Here is a 19,954-nt window from a genome sequence, read left to right on the forward strand (position 1 = left end):
CCGGCCTAGCACTTTTCGCCTACGTGATCACGCAATTTTCGCATCGAAGCACGGCCGTATCTTCCCCTGAAACACAGGAGACTACGGAATGCTTTTTTGTCTTTCGACCAAGGAATTGATGGAACGCCCCGATCTCTGGGAGGCCGTCCATCGGCTGCGCTATCAGATATTCGTCGAGGAAATGGGATGGGAGGACCTACGGCGCCCCGACGGATTTGAGGTCGACCAGTTCGATCATGACGAGGCGGTGCATCAGATCGTCATCAGGGGCAATGAAGTCGCGGGCTATCAGAGGATGTTGCCGACCACGCGGCCGCATCTGCTGACCGAGGTGTTGACCGATCTCTCCGAGGGAACGCCGCCGGCGGGTCCCAACATCTGGGAGTTGACCCGCTATGCGGTGGCTCCGGGTTTTCGCGATGGCCGGCGCGGCGTCTCGACCGTCGGCACGGAGTTGATAGCCGGTTTCGTCGAGTGGGGTCTGAAGCGCGGCGTCGACAAGGTGATCATCGAGTTCGAGCCGATGTGGGTGCTGCGCGCGTTGCAACTGCACTTCCTGGCGACGCCGCTCGGCTATCAGCGCACCTATGGCACCCAGCAGGTCGTGGCGACGCTGCTCACCTTCAACGAGCACACGCTGGACGTGGTGCGGTCGCGCCGCAATCATCATGCGCCCGTTCTGGCCAGGGGATATCCCGACATGTTCGGCCAAAGGAGGGCATCATGAACGCGCACCCGCAGCCTGAACTGCGCAACCACGCTCTGATCGTCACCGTATCGTCGAATGACGGCCGGCCGGTGCTCGATAGAAGGGCCTATGAGAGCCTTGCCACGACGTTCCACGAAGCCGCCGAGAACGACGAGGTGCGGGTCGTCGTGCTGCGCGGCCTGGCGGGCTGTTTCTGCCTTGGCGGCGACTTTTCCGAATTCCTGGATGCCACCAAGCATCAGAAGCTGATCGCCGCCGTCACCGACATGTTCCGCATGCTGGCGACGTTTCCGAAGCCCATCCTGGCCTGTGTCGACGGCGACGCCGTCGGCGTCGGTTGCACCATCCTGTTCCATTGCGACATGGTGATCGCGTCGGAAAAAAGCACGTTCCGGGTGCCGTTCGTCGATTTCGGCCTGGTGCCGGACGCGGCGACCAGCATCCTGGCGCCGCAGAAGCTCGGCTATGCCGGAGCTTTCCGCTTCTTCTGCCTCGGCGACACGCTCCGTGCCGAAGACGCCAGGGCGCTCGGCCTCGTCGCAGAGATCGTCCCGGAAGGCAGCGTCGAGGAGGCGACGCTCGGCCGGGCAAGACAATTGGCCAAAAAGCCGGTTGCGGCGTTGCTGCAGACGCGCGGCTTGCTCAAGGGCAACACCACGGCACTTTGCGAGCGCATCGATGAGGAGATATCGCTGTTCCAGCAGGCGCTGCAGGACGACGCCACGCTGCGACGGTTGCAGCGGATCGCGCGCCTGGCGGCCTAGAGCCGCTCGGCTGAGGAAAGAGGACATCCATCAACTGCGCCGCGCTGGCTTTGGCCGCGCGGCGCCAAAGCGTCAGTCCTGCTTGCCCAGGAATGACGGCCCTTCGCCGATGATCTTCTTGTCTTCCTTGCCGACGACATCGAGATCGCGCCCCTCGTAGGGCAGCGACAGGAGGATGCGACGCATCACCGCCAGCCGCGCGCGGCGCTTGTCGTTGGCCCGCACGATGATCCATGGCGCGAACTCCTTGTGGGTGCGCTCGAACATGCTGTCGCGCGCCTTGGTGTAATCGTCCCACTTGGTGATGCCGGCAATGTCTATCGGCGAGAACTTCCAGCTCTTCAGGGGGCTGTAGCGGCGATCGTGAAAGCGCTCGAGCTGCGTCTCCTGGCCGATGTTCAGCCAGAATTTGAAGAAATGGATGCCGTCATTGACGATCATTCGTTCGAAATGCGGCGTCTCGTCGAGAAACTTCTCATGCTGTTCGGGGGTGCAAAAACCCATCACTGGCTCGACGCCGGCGCGGTTGTACCAGGAGCGGTCGAAAGTGACGAATTCGCCCGACGTCGGGAAATGGTCGGCATAGCGCTGGTAGTACCATTGCCCCAGCTCCGTCGGGGTTGGTTTGGTCAGCGCGACGTTGCGCGCCGTGCGCGGGTTGAGGTACTGGCGCACCACGAAGATCGTACCGCCCTTGCCGGCAGCGTCACGCCCCTCGAACAGCGCCATCACCCGCTTGCCGGTCGCCTGCAGCCAGGCTTGCGCCTTGACCAGCTCGATCTGCAATTTCTCGAGCGTCTCGTCATACTCTTCGCTTTTCATCTTCTTGTCGTAGGGATACCCGCCCGCGGTCAGCTTGTTCTCCTCGACCCAGTCCGGAAGCTCGGGATTCTCGATATCGAACTCCCGTTTCTTGCCGCCGATCTTGATGTTCAGCGGACCAGAAGTTGGCGTGACGGAATTTTCCTTGGCGTTTTTCATGCAGACGAACCCTTTTAAGTGTCTGGACTCATGCTATTGGGAGCCACTACAGGCCGCATGTCCATTTGGACGCGCAAACGACGCTGTAGCACTTTTGATTTGCGGTCCAGCGGAAGTTTCCGTCGCCGTGTGACCGGTGGAGGTTGGGCGCGCGAATGACTGACCTGGGCGCGGAACAGAAAGGCACGGGGCAAGCCATGGCCGCCCGGCTGTGGAACAGCCGCTGGCTGCTTGCGGCCGGGGTCGTGGCGGTTCTGATCGCCTATGGCTTCGCGGGTATTTCCGCCTACGTGCTGGTACCGGCTCTGCTGCTGTTGCTGGCGGCGGCAATATTGCCGGCGGCCGGTGTGCGCCATTCCGCCGAGAGCGTCGGGGCAATCGAGGCGATGGGCTTGCAGCGCCTGTCGGGGGAATATCTCGCGGCCGCCGTCGCCGATCCGCTCATCATCTTCGACCAGGCCGCCACCATCGTCCACGCCAACGCCGCCGCCTTTGCCGCCTTTGGCGGCATCGCGCCCGGCATATCGCTGCCGCTGAAATTCCGGGCGCCGGAAATGCAGGCGCTGCTGGACAGTGTGCTGTCGGGAACCGTCGCCTCGGATGTTGTCGATTACACCGAGAAACTGCCTGTCGAACGGGCCTACCGGGTCAGCGCGTCATCGGTCGGGCATGGCACCGACCTCTATGTGCTGGTCTTCAAGGACCAGAGCGAGGCGCGACGCATAGACCGCATGCGCGCCGACTTCATCGCCAACGCCAGTCACGAGTTGCGCACCCCGCTGGCCTCGATCGCGGGTTTCATCGAGACGCTGCGCGGACCGGCCCGCAACGATCCGGCGGCGCGCGAGCAGTTCCTCCAGATCATGCAGAACCAGACCGGCCGCATGGCGCGCCTGATCGACGATCTGCTGTCGCTGTCGCGGCTGGAGATGAAGCCCTATCTGAGACCGGGAACCGAAGTCGATCTGCGCCAGACCGTCGACAGCGTCATCGATTCGCTCGGACCGCTCGCCCGGGAAAACAATGTCGCCATCGAGCGCGATTTCGCCAAGGGGCCGCTCGATGTGCCGGGCGATCGCGACGAGTTGTTCCAGGTCTTCGAGAACCTTTTGGAAAACGCCTGCAAATACGGCCAGTCGGGCGGCCGCGTCGTGGTGTCGATCGCGCGCGGCGATGACGGTTCCGAACCAGGCATCGACGTGACGATCCGGGATTTCGGCCCCGGCATCCCCGAGGAACATATCCCGCGCATCACCGAACGCTTCTATCGTATCGATGTCGAGACCAGCCGGACCCAGAAAGGCACGGGACTTGGCCTGTCGATCGTCAAGCACATTCTGACGCGTCACAACGCAAGGCTGACGATCCGGTCCGAGGTCGGCAAGGGCGCCGCGTTCTCAGTCCATTTGCCGGCGCACTGATACTGCCCTAGTTTTCCACGGGACCGTTTCTTTTTTCTGTCATCCGGTTAGCGTATCAGCGGGGATTCGAGGAAACGACTCAAAATCAAGACACCCCGTGGGAAGGCATTTCGTCCATGCAGTCCGTTCACACAATGAGCGCCTTTGACGAGGAACTGAAATATCTCTCCAAGCGCATCGCCGCCATGGGCGGCCATGCCGAGCGCATGGTCGAGCAGGCGGTCGCCGCCTTGGTCAATGCCGATCCGGGATTGGCCCAGAAGGTCATTCGCGATGACCTCGTGCTGGATGAGGGGCAGCGTGAGATCGACGACAAGGCGATCATCATCATCGCCAAGCGCCAGCCGATGGCGACGGACCTGCGCGAGATCGTCGGCGCCATCCGCATTTCGGCCGACCTCGAGCGGGTCGGCGACCTCGGTAAGAACGTCGCCAAGCGGGTGGTCGCCGTCATCGACGGCCGTCAGCCGACCAGCCTTTTCCGCGGCCTGGAGGCTCTGGCCAACCTGGCGCTGACCCAGCTGAAGGAAGTTCTCGACGTCTATGCGTCGCGTTCGGTCGACAAGATCGGCTTCGTGCGCGACCGAGACGACCAGATCGATGCCATGTACACGTCGCTGTTTCGCGAATTGCTGACCTACATGATGGAAGATCCGCGCAACATCACGCCCTGTACGCATCTGCTGTTCTGCGCCAAGAACATCGAGCGTATCGGCGATCATGCCACCAACATCGCCGAGACCATCTACTACATCGTCACCGGCGACCAGATGCCGCCCGATCGGCCGAAAAGCGACAAGACGGACAAGATCGGCCTCCCCGCGGCGCTGCCGGTGAAGTGAACGCACGTCCTCTCGAACGCTTGATCATATTGCGCTAAACTACCCCGAGATAAGCTTGGTTCCCTGGGGAAGGCAACGCTTTCGGAGGCCGCGATGGAATATGTCCGGGAGTTCAAGCCCTCGCCGCCGACATCGGGCATCATTGCCTGCGGTGTCTATACCGCCGGGCGCCGCATCGCCGATATTCCAATCGAGGAAGCCGGCGATTGGGCCAAGAAATCGGGACACGTCGTCTGGATCGGGCTGCTTGAACCCGACCGTGAACTTCTGCTGCGCGTCCAGGCACAGTTTCATCTGCATGAGCTGGCGATCGAGGATGCCGAGCATCCGCACCAGCGGCCAAAGATCGAGCAATATGGCGATGCGCTGTTCATCGTCGCCCGCACGGCGCAGCTGATCGACGGGCGCGTCACCTTCGGCGAGACTCATCTGTTTGTCGGCTCAGGCTACATCGTCAGCGTCAGGCACGGCCCGTCGACATCCTATGCCGCCGTGCGCCAGCACTGGGAAAGCTGCCCGCACTCGCTGGCCAAGGGCGAGGATTTCGTCCTTTACGCCATTCTCGACTTCATCGTCGACAACTACATGCCCGTGCTCGAGCAGATCGAGGACGAGGTCGAGGCGATCGAGGACAAGGTCCTGCTGAAGCCGATGACCGGCCCCGATATCGAACGGCTTTACATGCTGCGCCGCGACCTCTTGCGCCTGCGCAATGCGGCATTGCCCCTGGTGGAAGTCTGCCGCCGGCTGACCAGCGCCGAGCTGCCGCAGATCCATTCGGCCATGCACCCGCTGTTCCGCGACGTGACGGATCACATCCGCACCGTCCAGGAGAAAATCGACAGTCTGCGCGAGGTGCTGGCCTTCGCCTTCGAGGCCAGTCTCCTGGTCGGCCAGAGCCAGGAAACGGCGATCTCCAAGAAACTCGCCTCGTGGGCGGCCATCCTGGCGGTGCCAACCGCATTCGCCGGTATCTACGGCATGAACTTTACCGACATGCCCGAGCTGAAGATGGAATATGGCTACCCGATGGTGCTGGCCACCATCGCGCTGATCTGCTGCTTCCTGTATTGGCGGTTCAGGAAGAACGGCTGGCTGTGAAAGAGCAAATAGCGAATAGGGGAAAGACTGCATTGCCCCCTCGCGGAAGCTCAATCAGTGGCTATTCCCTATCGGTTCCTGCGCCGCTCCGCCGCTGGCTGGAACGCCACGCGGGCATGGTACTTGCAGTAGGGACCGGTCTCGGCGGCTTCGTTGCCGCAGAAATTGAAGTCCTCCGAAAGCGGATCACCGTTCGGCCATTTGCAGGTGCGCTCGGTCAGTTCGACGAGCTGCAGATGCCGTGAGATCGGTACCACGACGTTCTCGACCGGGCGAATGTAGTGTCTTGCTACAGGTTCGGCGTCGAATTGCGTCTGAAGGGCCGTCGCGCCGATCGAAGTCGTGACATGACGTGCCGTGGTCGCGGCGCGTGCCACCGACTTCTGGACGGTCGATCCTTGCGATGCCTTCTTCTGGCGTGCCGGCGTCGCCGTCGCACGGCCGCGGCCCGACAGTTTCAGCCGGTGCACCTTACCGATGACCGCGTTGCGGCTGACCCCTCCAAGCTGAGCGGCAATCTGGCTTGCGCTCAGACCCTCCGACCACAGTTTTCTCAAGAGTTCTACCCGCTCGTCAGTCCAGTTCATGACCGCGCTCCTCATAAGCGTGCGGCAATCAGAATCCTTTCCCGACCCAGCACCACTGCTGGGGCAGACACCACATATATCTGGTGATTAGGTCCGCCGCACGAAATCTAGTTATTTCTCGACTACAACTACTCTATGCGCTGACTCGGTGACAAGAGTCCCAAGTGCAACACGAATCGGTTTTTTCGGTTTTCCCCAACTTGCCCGGTCGCTCATGAGCCGGCGTCGCGTCAGGGGGCTTGCCGCGCGCCACTACGCGACGTTTTCGTTGACTTCATGACCGAAAAACACGATAAGCCACAGAAGGCCGCCGCTTTGGCGGCTTTTTTGATTTTCCGGTACCGGAGACGCATATAATGAGCGGTTCGGCGCTTTACGAGACCTTTGCTCGCGCACCCCTGGCCTTCGACCATGGGGAAGGCACCTGGCTGGTTACCGACAAGGGCGAGCGATATCTCGATTTCGCCGGCGGCATAGCTGTCAATTCGCTTGGCCACGGCCATCCTCATCTGGTCGCGGCCCTTACCGAACAGGCGGCGAAGCTCTGGCACGTCTCCAATCTCTATGAGATCCCGGGGCAGAGCCGGCTTGGCGAACGATTGGCTGATGCCACCTTCGCCGACAAGGTGTTCTTCACCAATTCCGGCGCCGAGGCGCTGGAATGCGCGATCAAGACGGCGCGGCGCTACCACTTCGTCAAGGGACATCCCGAGCGCTTCCGCATCATCACCTTCGAAGGCGCCTTCCATGGCCGCACGCTGGCGACCATCGCGGCCGGCGGCCAGTACAAATATCTCGAGGGCTTCGGACCCAAGGTCGAAGGCTTCGATCAGGTCGGCTTCGACGACATCGACGCCGCTGAAAAAGCGATCACGCCCGAGACCGCCGCGATCCTGATCGAGCCGGTGCAGGGCGAGGGCGGCATCCGCCCGGTACCGACACAGTCGTTGAAGCGTCTGCGGCAGCTCTGCGAGCAGCACGGCCTGTTGTTGATCTACGATGAGGTTCAGTGCGGCATTGGCCGTACCGGCAAGCTGTTCGCGCATGAGTGGTCGGGTGTGACGCCCGACATCATGGCAATCGCCAAGGGCATTGGCGGCGGCTTCCCGATGGGCGCCTGCCTTGCCACCGATGAAGCGGCCGTCGGCATGACCGCCGGCGTGCACGGCACCACGTTCGGCGGCAATCCGCTGGCAATGGCGGTCGGCAACGCCGTCCTCGACGTCGTGCTGGAAGATGGATTTCTCGAGGATGTCCAGCGCAAGGCGCTGCTGATGAAGCAGGGGCTTGCGTCGGTAGCCGACGAATTCCCCGAGGTGATGGAGGATATCAGGGGCACCGGGCTGATGCTCGGCCTCAAATGCGCGATGCCCAACGGCAAGGTGAACATGGCGCTGCGCGACCAGCATTTGCTGGCGGTTCCGGCCGGCGACAACGTCATTCGCCTGCTGCCGCCGCTGACCGTCACCGATGCCGAGATTCACGAAGCGCTCGGCCGCATCCGCGCCGGCGCCAAGGGCCTGTCGGAGGCCATTGCCTCCGCCGCCGCGAAGTAATCCGGAACCATTCCTGATGTCAGTTCGCCATTTCACCGATCTTTCCACCGTTTCCGAAGGCGATTTGCGCTTCATGCTGGATGATGCGGTGACGCGAAAGGCGCGTCTCAGGGCCGGCGAGCGGACCAAGCCGCTCGAAGGCAAGGTGCTGGCCATGATCTTCGACAAACCGTCGACGCGCACGCGCGTTTCTTTCGACGTCGGCATGCGCCAGCTTGGCGGCGAGACCATCATGTTAACCGGCACCGAGATGCAGCTCGGCCGCTCCGAGACCATCGCCGACACCGCCAAGGTGCTGTCGCGCTATGTCGACGCCATCATGATCCGCACCACCTCGCACGAGCGGCTGCTAGAGTTGACCGAGAATGCCACCGTTCCGGTGATCAACGGGCTGACCGACGACACCCACCCCTGCCAGCTGATGGCCGACATCATGACTTTCGAGGAGCATCGCGGTCCGGTGGCCGGCAAGACCATTGCCTGGACCGGCGACGGCAACAACGTGCTACACTCGCTGCTCGAGGCCTCGGCACGGTTCCGCTTCAATCTCAACGTCGCCGTACCCGAAGGCAGCGAACCGGCGCAGAAGCATGTCGACTGGTCCAAGGCGCATGGCGGCAAGCTGCATTTCACCCGCTCGCCCGAAGAAGCCGTCGACCAGGCCGACTGCATCGTCACCGACTGCTGGGTGTCGATGGGCCAGGAACACCGTGCCCGCGGCCACAATGTCTTCTCGCCCTATCAGGTCAACGCGGCGCTGATGGCCAAGGCAAAGCCCGACGCCCTGTTCATGCATTGCCTGCCGGCCCATCGCGGTGAGGAGGTGACCGACGAGGTCATCGACGGACCGCATTCGGTGGTCTTCGACGAGGCCGAAAACCGGCTGCACGCCCAGAAGGCCGTGCTTGCCTGGTGTCTCGGTGCTTGATGTGTCTTGTTGCTTGATATGTCTTGGCGCCTGAAATGCCCAGGCGCTTGATCTGCGGGGGCGCGATGCCTATCTGCGCCGCATCACGCAAATCAAGCGCGTTTGGACGCATGTGCCCACCAGGGCCGCATGGCCGCGCCCTGGAGCTTTGTCATGTTGGAAAGCCATCAAGTGACTGAACATCACCCCAAACTCGGCGAGTTCGGCTACGCCGGCGACGATCACGTCGTTCCCTTCGAAGTCGGTCCGCTCGACGTGCGTGGCCGCACGGTGCAGCTCGGGCCGATGCTCGACGCCATCCTTGGCCGCCACGACTATCCCGAGCCGGTCGCCCGCCTGCTGGCGGAAGCCTGTGTGCTGACGGTGCTGCTCGGCACCTCGCTCAAGTTCGAAGGCAAGTTCATCCTGCAGACCCGTACCGACGGGCCTGTCGACATGCTGGTCGCGGACTTTTCCACGCCCTCGGCGCTGCGCGCCTATGCGCGTTTCGACGCGGATCGGCTCGAAGCGCTGGTCGCGGCCGGCGAGACCTCGCAGCAAACGCTGCTTGGCAGCGGCGTGCTGGCGCTGACCATCGATCAGGGCGCCCATACGCAGCGCTATCAGGGCATCGTCCAGCTCGACGGCGAAACGCTGGAAGACGCGGCGCGCACCTATTTCCGCCAGTCGGAACAGATCCCGACGGATATCAGGCTCTCGGTCGCCAAGCTGCTGACGCCCGGTATCGGCGGTGCGCGCGAGCAGTGGCGCGCCGGCGGCATACTGGCGCAGTTCCTGCCGCAATCGCCCGAGCGCATGCGCGTCCCGGACCTGCCGGGTGGCGATGGCGATCCGCGCGAGGAAGTCCACGATCCGGCCGATAATTCCTGGCAGGAACTCCTCGCCTTGCTGGGCACCATCGAGCCGACCGAGCTGATCGACCCGACCATCGGCGCCGAGCGGCTGCTCTATCGCTTGTTCCACGAGCATGGCGTGCGCGTCTTCGGCGGCGTCCCGGTCACCGACCAGTGCTCGTGCTCCAGGGACAAGATCCGCGATATCCTCGAAGGCTTCTCCGCGCAGGAGATCAAGGACAGCACCGAGGATGGCGGCATCCACGTCGCCTGCGAGTTCTGCTCGACCCAGTACGACTTCGATCCGGCCGAGTTTGCGGCTCAGTAAAGCTAGTCCCTTCTCCCCGTCACTATACGGGGAGAAGGTGCCGGCAGGCGGATGAGGGGCAGCGCCAGCGTTAGTACAGGAGCTCCTTGGCTCTATCTGAAGAAATTCTCGCAAGCTCGGCGCTGCCCTCATTGTCCTGCCGGACGGTCGTCACTCGAAAAGCCAAGCAATTGGCTTTTCGTCCGCTTCGCGGACCATTCCTCAACTCCCCCGTATAGTGACGGGAGAAAAGACGCTAATTCACCGTGCGCCTTGTCCCCGGCAGATCGAGCGAGAAGGCGGGGATGGCGATGTCGAAGGTCTCGCCGCGCTTGTTGCGCATCGTGTAGCGTCCGACCATGATCCCGGACGGTGTCGAGAGCGGGCAGCCGGACGTGTATTGATAGCTGTCGCCGGGATTGAGTTCCGGCTGGTCGCCGACAACGCCCGGCCCGCGCACTTCCTCGACCCGGCCGGCGCCATCGGTGATGTGCCAATAGCGCGACAACAACTGCACGAACTCGTCCGACTGGTTGTCGATCGTTATCTGATAGCCCCAGACATAGCGGTTCTCCGAGGGATCCGAACGGTCCTCGAGATAGAACGGCCTGACCTGCACTTCGATGTTGCGCGTCACGGCGCGGTACATGAGCGGCTCCAAAACAACCCGATGACTTTCAGCGCTCCCGGTGAGCAGGTCAACGTGCGCGTCTTGTCGCGGCTGACCTTGAACCGCAGGTGCCGGCAAAGAATGTCATTTAAGTGACACACGACAATGGTGGTGTGCACGAACCGGGCGACTCGGCGCTCTGTCGAACTGTTGAAAACGGCCACGATGCCGGCCGCCTTTCCGGAGTGACCAGATCTCGATGGAACTCACCTTCATAGCCGCCTCGCTTTCGACCGCACTCATCCTTTCAAACGCCGCCAGCATTTCGCTCGCCGCTTCACAGCTGAAACGGCGCAACACGATCGCCCCGCCAGCCGGCAAGCCGCAACCGGTCTCGATCGTCGTCCCGTCGCGGGGCGTCGAGCCGTTCACGCATGAGACGCTGGAACGCGCCTTCGCCCTCGACTGGCCACGCTACGAACTGATCTTCTGCGTCGCCCATCCCGACGATCCGGTGGTCAAACTGATAAACAGGGCGATTGCCCGGTTTCCCAAGGTGCCGGCCCGGCTGCTGATCGGTGACGACCGCGTCAGCGCCAATCCAAAGCTCAACAATTGCGTCAAGGGTTGGGAAGCGGCACGCCACAACTGGGTCATCCTTGCCGATTCCAACGTCCTGATGCCGAGGAACTATGTCGAGCACATGATGGCGGCATGGCGGCCCGACACCGGCCTTGTCTGCTCGACGCCGATCGGCTCGCGGCCCGAGGGTTTCTGGGCCGATGTCGAATGCGCCTTCCTTAACACATTGCAGGCCCGCTGGCAGTATGCCGGCGAGGCGCTCGGCCTCGGCTTTGCCCAGGGCAAGAGCATGCTGTGGAACAAGCCGATGCTGGATGCCAATGGCGGCATTCGGGCGCTGGCCGCCGAGATCGCCGAGGACGCTGCCGCCACCAAGCTGGTGAACGGCCTCGGCTTGCGCGTCAATCTCGTTGCCGCGCCCTTCGAGCAGCCGCTCGGCCAGCGCACGCTTGGCGAGATCTGGTCGCGTCAGGCCCGCTGGGCGCGCCTGCGCCGCGTCACCTTCCCGCTGTTCTTCGCGCCCGAAATCCTGACCGGCGCGGCGGTGCCTCTCGCGCTTGCCCTGGTTGCTGCGGCGAGCGCCGGCATCAGCCTCTGGGCAACCGCGATTGCCGTGTTGGCGGCCTTCTACCTTCCGGAGTGCGCACTGGCCTTGTCCAAGGGCTGGTACCTGTCGCCGCGCATGGTCGCGGCCATGATTGCGCGGGACGTGATGCTCCCAACCCTCTGGGCGCGCGGCTGGCTCGGCGGCGCCGTCGACTGGCGCGGCAACGTAATGACCATCCGCACCAAGGCGGCCGAACTGGAGGAGACGCCGTCGCGCGCCTGATCGCCGCGACCGACGCTCCCAAACAGCCTATTTGGCGGTCTTCAGCGCCTGCGCGATGTCTTCCAGCAGGTCGTCGGCGTCCTCCAGGCCGACCGACAGCCTGAGCGTCCCTGGCCCGATGCCGAGTTCGGCGCGGGCCTCGTCGCTCAGGTTCTTGTGCGTCGTCGTCGCCGGATGGGTGATCAGGCTCTTGGCATCGCCGAGATTGTTCGAGATCAGCACGATGTCGAGGGCGTTCTGCAGCGCGAAGGCCGCCGGCTTGCCGCCCTTGACGTCGAGGCAGATCAGCGTCGAGCCGCCCGACATCTGCTTCTTGACGATGGCGGCCTGCGGATGGTCGGCGCGGCCGGGATAGATGACGCGGGCGATCTGCGGCTGCTCGGCCAGGAAGTCGGCGATCCTGCCGGCGCTTTCCGTCTGCTGGCGCACGCGCAGCGGCAGCGTTTCGAGCCCCTTCAGCAAGGTCCAGGCATTGAACGGCGACAGGCTGGGGCCGGTGTGGCGGAAATAGTCGTGCAGGTTTTCGTCGATCCACTTCTTGTCCGACAGGATGACGCCGCCGAGGCAACGGCCCTGGCCGTCAATATGCTTGGTGGCCGAGTAGACGACGATGTGCGCACCAAGCTGCAACGGCTTCTGCTGCAGCGGCGTGGCGAAGACATTGTCGACGACAAGCCGCGCGCCGATCGAATTGGCAAGCGAGGCGACGGCTGATATGTCGACGACTTCCAGCGTCGGATTGGTCGGGCTTTCCAGGAAGAACAGCTTGGTGTTCGGCCTGACCGCCTTTTCCCAATTGGCGATATCGGTGCCGTCGACCAAGGTCGCCTCGATGCCATAGCGCGGCGCCAGCGTCTCGACCACCCAGCGACAGGAGCCGAACAGCGCGCGCGCCGCAATGATATGATCGCCGGCCTTGACGCTGCACAGAAGGGCCGCGGTCACCGCCGCCATGCCCGACGCCGTGGCGCGCGCGTCCTCGGCGCCTTCGAGAGCGCACATGCGCTTTTCGAACATGTCGACGGTCGGGTTGGCGTAACGCGAATAGATGAAGCCAGGCTCTTCGCCCTTGAAGCGGGCTTCCGCCGCCTGGGCGGTTTTATAGACATAGCCCTGGGTCAGGTACATCGCCTCGGCGGTTTCGCCGAATTGGGAACGCAGGGTTCCGCCATGCACGAGTGCCGTCTGAGGTTTCCAGTTGCGCTTCTTGGTGCTCATCGCTTTGTTCCAGACACAAAAAAACCGGCCGCGAAAGTCGCAACCGGTCCATACGGCCTTGCGGCCCGACGGTCCTTTAGCGACTTGTTTAACGTGGCTGCAAGCCGACCGGCCAAATCACCACGGGATAACGACCCTTTAGACCCGCGCCACGCTTGCGTCAATTGCCGGCTTCATTAAGAGGTTTGTACCAAGGCAGGTTCCGCAAAAGTGCCCAGTGGTTTTGCGGCAAGAACCTGCACCAAAAGAGACCAGTCTTGGGCGGAGCCAGACTTTGCGGCAGACAGGCATTCTTCCCGATCAGGACATTTCGGCGCTGTTCAAGTCCGGCGCGCTGAAGTCGCCGCGCGCGCTCGATGCCGATCAGATCCAGCCGGCGAGCCTTGATCTCAGATTGGGGAAAAAGGCCTGGCGGGTGCGCGCCTCGTTCCTGCCCGGCCCCAACCACAAGGTCTCGGAAAAGCTCGATCGGCTGCAACTCCACGAGATTAATCTGACCGAAGGCGCGGTTCTCGAAACCGGCTGCGTCTATATCGTGCCGCTGCTCGAAAGTCTGGCCCTGCCGGCTGGCATTTCGGCTTCGGCCAATCCGAAGAGCTCGACCGGGCGGCTCGACATCTTCACCCGCGTCATGACCGATCGCGGCCACGAGTTCGACAAGATCGCCGCCGGCTATCACGGCCCGCTCTATCTCGAGGTCAGTCCGCGCACTTTTCCGATCGTCGTGCGCACCGGTTCGCGCCTGTCGCAGATCCGCTTCCGTACAGGCAACGCACTGCTATCGGAAGCCGAACTGCATGAATTGCACAACGCCGAAATGCTGGTCGCCACCGATCCGCCGAACATTTCCGGCGGCGGCATCGCGCTGTCGATCGATCTCAATGGCGACAAGGATGGGCTGGTCGGCTATCGCGGCAAGCACCACACCGGCCTCGTCGATGTCGACAAGCGTGCCGCACAGGACGTCGTCGATTTCTGGGAGCCGATCCACAAGAGCGGCGCCGGCGAACTGGTGCTCGATCCCGACGAGTTCTACATCCTCGTCAGCCAGGAGGCGGTGCATGTGCCGCCGCTCTACGCCGCCGAGATGACGCCCTTCGATCCGCTGGTCGGCGAGTTCCGTGTCCACTATGCCGGCTTTTTCGATCCGGGGTTCGGCCATTCGGCGTCCGGCGGCACCGGCAGCCGGGCGGTGCTCGAAGTGCGCAGCCACGAAGTCCCGTTCATCCTCGACCATGGCCAGATCGTCGGCCGGCTGGTCTACGAGCACATGCTGAAGCGGCCGCGGGCGCTTTACGGCACCGACCTGGGCTCGAACTACCAGGCGCAAGGCCTCAAGCTCTCAAAGCATTTCCGCGCGGTGCGCTAAGGTCGAAGCTGCCGATCTCCCCACGAGAGGGGGATGACGCCCCCGTGGCTTTTACAGCGCCTTCACCGCCACCTTCACCGGCTTTTCGATTTCCAGCGGGTTGCGCAGCGGCAGGCCGAAATCCCCTGCCTCGATCTCGAACACGTCGCCTGCTTCCGTGTTGATGCCGTCGGCGAAGGATAGCGTCGCGGTGCCGAACATATGCACATGCACGTCGCCCGGCTGGCGGAAGGCCGAATATTTGAAGTGGTGGTGTTCGAGATTGGCGATGGTGTGCGACATGTTCGTTTCGCCCGACAGGAACGGCTTCTCCCACAATGTCTTGCCGTCTCGCAGGATGCGCGACGTGCCGCGGATGTCCGAAGGCAGGTCTCCGATCAGGATTTCCGGCCCGAACGAGGCATTGCGCAGCTTGGAGTGGGCGAGGAAGAGATAGTTCACGCGCTCGGTCACATGGTCCGAGAATTCGTTCGACAGCGTGAAGCCGACGCGGAACGGCGCGCCGTCGTCGCCGATGACATAGATCCCGGCGACCTCGGGTTCTTCGCCGGCATCCTTGGCAAAGGCCGGCGACATCAGCGCCGCGCCAGGCGCGACCGCCATGGTGCCGTTGCCCTTGTAGAACCATTCCGGCTGTACGCCGACCTGGCCTTTGGCGGGTTTGCCGCCTTCCAGCCCCATGCGGAACATCTTCATCGAATCGGTGAGCTGCTCCTCGCCGTCGGTGCTGAGCTTCTTGTGCATGGAATCGCGCGTCGCGGCCGACCCGAGATGCGTCAGCCCCGTGCCGGTCAGGTGCAGATGCGCCGGGTCGGGGTGATTGATCGGCGACAGGAGCCGTCCTCTCTTGTAGGCGGCGTCGAGATCGACCGTCTCGCCAAGTCCCTTGCGTTCGATCAGGGCGGCCAGGCCGACACCGGTGCGGGCGGCCTCCATCGCCAGCGAATAGACGCTGCGCGCGCCGTTGATGATCCGGGTCTTCCCGCCGCTGCGGGCAACGACACGGATCGTCTCGGCGTCGTCGAGAATCTGCGAGATCAGCATGATCAGTCCTCTCTCATTTTTCCGTGTCCGGCTGCCATCGGCAAAATCCTGACCGGCGCGGCGCGGAAACGCGCCACGGTTGAAACGCTTCGTCCGGATTGCGTTCGCGAGCCTGGTCCTTCCCCGGACTTCTTGGTGCCGACGGGCTGCCGGCAGCTTCGCGATCTAGAACCCGTATGCCTCCTAGTCCTCGCCTCCAGCCCTTAAGCCTTGTTCTTGTTGTAGACGTCGAAGATGACGGCTCCGAGCAACACCAGTCCCTTGACCACCTGCTGCCAGTCGACGTTGACGCCCATGATCGACATGCCGTTGTTCATCACGCCCATGATGAAGCCGCCGACCACCGCGCCGATCACCTGGCCGACGCCGCCCATCGCCGAGGCGCCGCCGATGAAGACGGCCGCGATCACGTCGAGCTCGCTGCCGAGGCCCGCGGCCGGCACGGCCTGGCCGAGACGCGCGGCGATGATCAGGCCGCCGAGCGCCGACAGCACGCCCATATTGATGAACACCAGAAGCGTCAGCCGCTCGGTGTTGATGCCCGACAATTGCGCTGCCTTGGGGTTGCCGCCCATCGCGTAGATGCGGCGGCCGATGGTCATGCGCTTGGTAACGAAGACGAACAGCGAGATCAGCACGCCCATGACGAGCAGCACCACCGGCAGGCCCCTGTAGCTGGCGAATTCATAGACCAGGAACAGCGCCAGCGCGCTGGCAACCAGCGTCTTGATGACGAACAGGGGGAAGGGCTCGGCCTCATAGCCGTGGCGCTCGCGCTTGCGCCGTGTCCTCACCCCGAAATAGGCATAGGCCAGCACGGCGATCAGCCCCAGCACGACCGTCGTCATGTGCAGCGTCAGGCCGCTGCCCAAAATGGTCTTGCCGGCCGCGTTCACCGTCGGCGCAACCAGCGTCAGCGGGCCGATCACATCAGGGATGAAGCCGGAGCTGAGTGCCTTGAAGCCGTCCGGAAGTGGACCCACCGAGGAGCCGCCGCCCAGCAGCGCCTGGCAGATGCCGCGGAAGATCAGCATGCCCGCCAGCGTCACGATGAAGCTCGGTATCCGGTGGTAGGCGATCCAATAGCCTTGCGCCGCGCCGATCAGGCCGCCCACGATCAGGCAGACGATCGAGACCACCAGCGGATTGCTGAGCGGTCCGAGCTGCCAGATGACCATCATGTTCGCCGCCAGCGCGCCGATGAAACCGGCGACCGACCCGACGCTGAGGTCGATGTAGCCCGAAACGATGACCAGCAGCATGCCCAGCGCCATCACGATGATGAACGAGTTCTGCTGCACCAGGTTGCTGAGGTTGACCGGCTTGAACAGCGTTCCCGACGTGGTGAACTGGAAGAACAGCATGATGACGATCAGCGCGATAATCAGACCATATTCGCGCAGGTTCGTCGTCAGCGCCGAGACGGCGATGCGTGGACGCTGTTCTTCGGCGATGTTGCCTTGCGGGGCGGGGGCGCTGTCGGTGCTCATGCTGCTTTTCCTTCTCCACGAACGATGGCCCGCATTATTTTTTCCTGGCTCGCGTCCGCCGCGGGCATTTCGCCCACGATGCGCCCTTCGTTCATGACATAGATTCGGTCGGTGATGCCGAGCAATTCCGGCATTTCCGACGAGATGACCAGGATCGCCTTACCTTCAGCGGCGAGGCGCGCGATGATCGTGTAGATTTCGTACTTGGCGCCGACATCGATGCCGCGCGTCGGCTCGTCGAGGATCAGAACTTCCGGGTCGGCGAACAGCCATTTCGACAACACCACCTTCTGCTGGTTGCCGCCCGAAAGATTGCCGGTCATCTGATAGACGCTCGATGCACGGATGTTGGTCTTCTTTCGATAGTCGTTGGCAACGGCGAGCTCGCGCATGTCGTCGATCACACTGTGGCGCGAGACGCCGCCCAGATTGGCCAGCGTTATGTTGTGCTTGATATGATCGATGAGGTTGAGACCGTAGGTCTTGCGGTCCTCGGTCACATAGGCGATCCCGTGTTGGACCGCCTTGCTCACCGAGGAGACGTCGACCGCCTTGCCCTTGAGCAGCACTTCGCCGGTGATGCGGCGCCCATAGGAGCGGCCGAACAGGCTCATGGCGAATTCGGTGCGGCCGGCGCCCATCAGCCCGGCAATGCCGACCACCTCGCCCTTGCGCACGTTGAGGTCGATGCCCTTGATCACCTGCCGCTCGGCATGGATCGGGTGATAGACCGACCAGTTCTTCACTTCGAACACGACCTCGCCGATGTCAGGCTCGCGCGGCGGATAGCGGTCGTCGAGCGAGCGGCCGACCATGGAGGTGATGATGCGGTCCTCCGAAATATCCTTCTTGGCCAGCGTCTCGATGGTACGCCCGTCGCGGATCACGGTAACCTTGTCGGCGACCCGGTTCACCTCGTTGAGCTTGTGCGAGATCAGGATCGAGGTCATGCCTTGCCGCTTGAATTCGAGCAGCAGGTCGAGCAGCGCCTGGCTGTCCTTTTCGCTGAGCGATGCGGTCGGCTCGTCGAGGATCAGCAGCTTGACTTCCTTGCTCAGCGCCTTGGCGATCTCGACCAACTGCTGCTTGCCGACGCCGATATTGGTGATCAGGGTCTTTGGGTCCTCCTTGAGGCCCACCTTCTTCAACAGGGCGCTGGTGCGCGCCTCGTTGGCGTTCCAGTCGATGACGCCGTATCTGGCGTGCTCGTTGCCGAGGAAGATGTTTTCGGCGATCGACAGCATCGGCACCAGCGCAAGCTCCTGGTGGATGATGACGATGCCCTTGTGTTCGCTGTCATGGATGCCCTTGAATTGGCATTCCTGGCCCTGAAAAATGATCTGGCCGTCATAGGTGCCGGAGGGATAGACGCCCGACAGCACCTTCATCAGCGTCGACTTGCCGGCGCCGTTCTCGCCGACAACGGCGTGGATCTCACCTTCCTCCACGCTGAGGTTGACGTTCGACAGCGCCTTCACGCCGGGGAACGTCTTGGTGATGTCGCGCATCTCCAAAATCGTCGAGGTCATCAGGGCAAGCTCCTCCTAGACTTTCTTGTTTTTACGCAATTCCTGACGGAAAACCGCCGCGCACTTTTCCTGGAATTGCTCTAGGCCGGCAGAAACAATACCGGGGTCGCTTGTGAACGAAAAGGGGCCCTGCGTTGCGCAGGACCCCTGATTTTATAACCGGGATTACTTCAGGTCTTCGGCCTTGATGTAGCCGGAATCGACGACCATCGCCTGGTAGTTCGACTTGTCGACCTCATGCGGCGTCAGCAGGATCGAGGGAACCACCTTGACGTCGTTGTTGTAGGTCTTTTCATCGAGGCCTTCCGGCTTGCCGCCCGAGAGCACCTTGTCGACCAGCTGCACAGTGGCCTTGGCCAGTTCGCGGGTGTCCTTGAACACGGTCGAGTACTGCTCGCCCGAGATGATCAGCTTGACTGAGGCGGTCTCGGCATCCTGACCGGTCACGATCGGCCAGGGCTGTGCGTCCGTGCCGTAGCCGACGGCGCGCAGCGAGGCGGTGATGCCGCGCGACAGGCCGTCATAGGGCGATAGGACGCCGTCGACGCGGCTGCCGTCCGAGTAGTTGGCCGACAGGAGGTTGTCCATGCGAGCCTGGGCGGTGGCGGCGAGCCAGCGCAGCGTGCCGACCTTGTCCATGCCGGTCTGGCCGGACTTGATCTTGATCGAGCCGTCGTCAATCAATGGCTGCAGGACGGAGATAGCACCGTTGTAGAAGAAGAAGGCGTTGTTGTCGTCGGGCGAGCCGCCGAACAGTTCGACGTTCCACGGCTTGGTGTTCGGGAAGCGCTCCTTGAGGCCCTTGACCAGCGAATTCGCCTGGATCACGCCGACGCCGAAATTGTCGAAAGTGGTGTAGTAGTCGACATTGGCGGTCTTCTTGATCAGGCGGTCATAGGCGACCACGACGACGCCTGCGTCGTTCGCCTTCTGCAGCGCATCCGACAGGGTGGTGCCGTCGATCGAGGCGATGATCAGCGCCTTCGGGCCCTTGGTGATTTCGTTTTCCAGCTGGCTGAGCTGGTTGGGGATGTCGTCCTGCGCATACTGCAGGTCGACAGTGTAGCCGAGCGCCTCGAGCTGGGATTTGACGGCGTCGCCGTCATTGATCCAGCGCTGCGAGGTCTTGGTCGGCATCAGCACGCCGACAAGACCCTTGTCGGCCGCGTGCGCCTGATAGCTCATGGCAGCGATGCCAAGGGCCGCGACGGCGGCCAGCGTCTTGATGATTTTCACGTTACTCTCCCTGGTTGA

The 19,954-nt window shown here is 62.9% G+C and carries 18 protein-coding genes and 1 riboswitch; of the genes, 10 read left to right on the forward strand and 8 right to left on the reverse strand.

Features of this window, described 5'->3' with window-relative positions; genetic code table 11:
• Nucleotides 1-88 precede the first annotated feature (88 nt).
• Nucleotides 89-727, forward strand: a complete 639-nt coding sequence (locus EN824_RS27720) for an acyl-homoserine-lactone synthase (protein ID WP_127870771.1) — start codon at nucleotides 89-91, stop codon at nucleotides 725-727.
• Nucleotides 724-1,473, forward strand: a complete 750-nt coding sequence (locus tag EN824_RS27725; protein WP_127870772.1) for an enoyl-CoA hydratase-related protein — start codon at nucleotides 724-726, stop codon at nucleotides 1,471-1,473. Before EN824_RS27720 ends, EN824_RS27725 begins: the two co-directional genes overlap by 4 nt.
• Nucleotides 1,474-1,545: 72 nt before the next feature.
• On the opposite strand, the gene ppk2 is transcribed toward EN824_RS27725, so the two are convergent.
• On the reverse strand, nucleotides 1,546-2,454 hold the full coding sequence (gene ppk2 / locus EN824_RS27730; RefSeq protein WP_135932917.1) for a polyphosphate kinase 2: 909 nt from the start codon (nucleotides 2,452-2,454) through the stop codon (nucleotides 1,546-1,548).
• Nucleotides 2,455-2,609: 155 nt separating this feature from the next.
• On the opposite strand from ppk2, the gene EN824_RS27735 reads away from it, so the two are divergent.
• From EN824_RS27735 to EN824_RS27745, 3 genes are all read left to right on the forward strand, one after another.
• The gene (locus EN824_RS27735; protein WP_127275607.1) at nucleotides 2,610-3,875 is read left to right on the forward strand and encodes an ATP-binding protein; all 1,266 of its coding nucleotides are present in this window, start codon (nucleotides 2,610-2,612) and stop codon (nucleotides 3,873-3,875) included.
• Between the two features lie 116 nt (nucleotides 3,876-3,991).
• Complete coding sequence (phoU, locus tag EN824_RS27740; RefSeq protein ID WP_127275608.1) at nucleotides 3,992-4,717, forward strand: phosphate signaling complex protein PhoU; 726 nt, start codon at nucleotides 3,992-3,994, stop codon at nucleotides 4,715-4,717.
• 93 nt (nucleotides 4,718-4,810) lie between these two features.
• The gene (locus EN824_RS27745; protein WP_127870775.1) at nucleotides 4,811-5,818 is read left to right on the forward strand and encodes a magnesium and cobalt transport protein CorA; all 1,008 of its coding nucleotides are present in this window, start codon (nucleotides 4,811-4,813) and stop codon (nucleotides 5,816-5,818) included.
• A gap of 68 nt (nucleotides 5,819-5,886) precedes the next feature.
• On the opposite strand, the gene EN824_RS27750 is transcribed toward EN824_RS27745, so the two are convergent.
• On the reverse strand, nucleotides 5,887-6,405 hold the full coding sequence (locus EN824_RS27750; protein ID WP_127275610.1) for a GcrA family cell cycle regulator: 519 nt from the start codon (nucleotides 6,403-6,405) through the stop codon (nucleotides 5,887-5,889).
• A 356-nt stretch (nucleotides 6,406-6,761) separates the two neighbouring features.
• Here EN824_RS27750 and EN824_RS27755 point away from each other — a divergent pair, with 356 nt between their 5' ends.
• The 3 genes from EN824_RS27755 (at nucleotide 6,762) to EN824_RS27765 (ending at nucleotide 10,050) form a co-directional block, all read left to right on the forward strand.
• A complete protein-coding gene (locus EN824_RS27755; protein ID WP_127275611.1) occupies nucleotides 6,762-7,961 on the forward strand; it encodes an aspartate aminotransferase family protein in 1,200 nt (399 codons plus the stop codon).
• Nucleotides 7,962-7,977: 16 nt separating this feature from the next.
• Nucleotides 7,978-8,889 carry an ornithine carbamoyltransferase gene (gene argF, locus EN824_RS27760; protein ID WP_127275612.1) on the forward strand — a complete coding sequence of 304 codons (912 nt, stop codon included), beginning with the start codon at nucleotides 7,978-7,980 and terminating at the stop codon, nucleotides 8,887-8,889.
• 129 nt (nucleotides 8,890-9,018) lie between these two features.
• Nucleotides 9,019-10,050 carry an Hsp33 family molecular chaperone gene (locus tag EN824_RS27765; protein ID WP_127275613.1) on the forward strand — a complete coding sequence of 344 codons (1,032 nt, stop codon included), beginning with the start codon at nucleotides 9,019-9,021 and terminating at the stop codon, nucleotides 10,048-10,050.
• Nucleotides 10,051-10,285: 235 nt separating this feature from the next.
• Here EN824_RS27765 and apaG read toward each other — a convergent pair whose 3' ends face one another.
• Nucleotides 10,286-10,678 (reverse strand): Co2+/Mg2+ efflux protein ApaG, encoded by a 393-nt coding sequence (apaG, locus tag EN824_RS27770; protein ID WP_027146773.1) that lies wholly within the window; start codon nucleotides 10,676-10,678, stop codon nucleotides 10,286-10,288.
• 220 nt (nucleotides 10,679-10,898) lie between these two features.
• Between apaG and EN824_RS27775 the strand changes: the two genes are divergently transcribed.
• On the forward strand, nucleotides 10,899-12,050 hold the full coding sequence (locus tag EN824_RS27775; protein ID WP_127870777.1) for a ceramide glucosyltransferase: 1,152 nt from the start codon (nucleotides 10,899-10,901) through the stop codon (nucleotides 12,048-12,050).
• Between the two features lie 27 nt (nucleotides 12,051-12,077).
• Here EN824_RS27775 and EN824_RS27780 read toward each other — a convergent pair whose 3' ends face one another.
• Nucleotides 12,078-13,268 (reverse strand): O-succinylhomoserine sulfhydrylase, encoded by a 1,191-nt coding sequence (locus EN824_RS27780; RefSeq protein WP_127870778.1) that lies wholly within the window; start codon nucleotides 13,266-13,268, stop codon nucleotides 12,078-12,080.
• Between the two features lie 56 nt (nucleotides 13,269-13,324).
• Nucleotides 13,325-13,402, reverse strand: a riboswitch (SAM riboswitch).
• A gap of 140 nt (nucleotides 13,403-13,542) precedes the next feature.
• On the opposite strand from EN824_RS27780, the gene EN824_RS27785 reads away from it, so the two are divergent.
• Nucleotides 13,543-14,637 (forward strand): 2'-deoxycytidine 5'-triphosphate deaminase, encoded by a 1,095-nt coding sequence (locus tag EN824_RS27785; RefSeq protein WP_127870779.1) that lies wholly within the window; start codon nucleotides 13,543-13,545, stop codon nucleotides 14,635-14,637.
• A gap of 51 nt (nucleotides 14,638-14,688) precedes the next feature.
• On the opposite strand, the gene araD1 is transcribed toward EN824_RS27785, so the two are convergent.
• The 4 genes from araD1 to chvE all read right to left on the reverse strand — a co-directional run bounded on the left by araD1 (nucleotide 14,689) and on the right by chvE (nucleotide 19,936).
• Nucleotides 14,689-15,681: an AraD1 family protein gene (gene araD1, locus EN824_RS27790; RefSeq protein WP_127275617.1), complete on the reverse strand. Its 993-nt coding sequence runs from the start codon at nucleotides 15,679-15,681 to the stop codon at nucleotides 14,689-14,691.
• Between the two features lie 203 nt (nucleotides 15,682-15,884).
• Nucleotides 15,885-17,171, reverse strand: a complete 1,287-nt coding sequence (gene mmsB, locus EN824_RS27795; protein WP_127870780.1) for a multiple monosaccharide ABC transporter permease — start codon at nucleotides 17,169-17,171, stop codon at nucleotides 15,885-15,887.
• Entirely contained in the window at nucleotides 17,168-18,700 is a 1,533-nt protein-coding gene (mmsA, locus tag EN824_RS27800) for a multiple monosaccharide ABC transporter ATP-binding protein (protein WP_127275619.1), read from the reverse strand. The genes mmsB and mmsA overlap by 4 nt, the downstream gene beginning before the upstream one ends.
• A gap of 165 nt (nucleotides 18,701-18,865) precedes the next feature.
• Nucleotides 18,866-19,936, reverse strand: a complete 1,071-nt coding sequence (gene chvE / locus EN824_RS27805; protein WP_127275620.1) for a multiple monosaccharide ABC transporter substrate-binding protein — start codon at nucleotides 19,934-19,936, stop codon at nucleotides 18,866-18,868.
• Between the last annotated feature and the right edge of the window lie 18 nt (nucleotides 19,937-19,954).

Source organism: Mesorhizobium sp. M8A.F.Ca.ET.181.01.1.1, from assembly GCF_004792025.1.
Taxonomy (GTDB): Bacteria; Pseudomonadota; Alphaproteobacteria; order Rhizobiales; family Rhizobiaceae; genus Mesorhizobium.

Excerpts from the sequence above, each read along its gene's own strand:
- EN824_RS27725 (WP_127870772.1), top strand. The coding sequence starts at position 724 with ATGAACGCGCACCCGCAGCCTGAACTGCGCAACCACGCTCTGATCGTC.
- araD1 (WP_127275617.1), bottom strand. The coding sequence starts at position 15,681 with ATGCTGATCTCGCAGATTCTCGACGACGCCGAGACGATCCGTGTCGTT.
- EN824_RS27765 (WP_127275613.1), top strand. The coding sequence starts at position 9,019 with ATGGCCGCGCCCTGGAGCTTTGTCATGTTGGAAAGCCATCAAGTGACT.
- argF (WP_127275612.1), top strand. The coding sequence starts at position 7,978 with ATGTCAGTTCGCCATTTCACCGATCTTTCCACCGTTTCCGAAGGCGAT.
- phoU (WP_127275608.1), top strand. The coding sequence starts at position 3,992 with ATGCAGTCCGTTCACACAATGAGCGCCTTTGACGAGGAACTGAAATAT.
- EN824_RS27745 (WP_127870775.1), top strand. The coding sequence starts at position 4,811 with ATGGAATATGTCCGGGAGTTCAAGCCCTCGCCGCCGACATCGGGCATC.
- mmsA (WP_127275619.1), bottom strand. The coding sequence starts at position 18,700 with ATGACCTCGACGATTTTGGAGATGCGCGACATCACCAAGACGTTCCCC.
- EN824_RS27780 (WP_127870778.1), bottom strand. The coding sequence starts at position 13,268 with ATGAGCACCAAGAAGCGCAACTGGAAACCTCAGACGGCACTCGTGCAT.
- EN824_RS27755 (WP_127275611.1), top strand. The coding sequence starts at position 6,762 with ATGAGCGGTTCGGCGCTTTACGAGACCTTTGCTCGCGCACCCCTGGCC.
- EN824_RS27720 (WP_127870771.1), top strand. The coding sequence starts at position 89 with ATGCTTTTTTGTCTTTCGACCAAGGAATTGATGGAACGCCCCGATCTC.
- ppk2 (WP_135932917.1), bottom strand. The coding sequence starts at position 2,454 with ATGAAAAACGCCAAGGAAAATTCCGTCACGCCAACTTCTGGTCCGCTG.
- EN824_RS27735 (WP_127275607.1), top strand. The coding sequence starts at position 2,610 with ATGACTGACCTGGGCGCGGAACAGAAAGGCACGGGGCAAGCCATGGCC.
- mmsB (WP_127870780.1), bottom strand. The coding sequence starts at position 17,171 with ATGAGCACCGACAGCGCCCCCGCCCCGCAAGGCAACATCGCCGAAGAA.
- EN824_RS27750 (WP_127275610.1), bottom strand. The coding sequence starts at position 6,405 with ATGAACTGGACTGACGAGCGGGTAGAACTCTTGAGAAAACTGTGGTCG.
- apaG (WP_027146773.1), bottom strand. The coding sequence starts at position 10,678 with ATGTACCGCGCCGTGACGCGCAACATCGAAGTGCAGGTCAGGCCGTTC.
- EN824_RS27775 (WP_127870777.1), top strand. The coding sequence starts at position 10,899 with ATGGAACTCACCTTCATAGCCGCCTCGCTTTCGACCGCACTCATCCTT.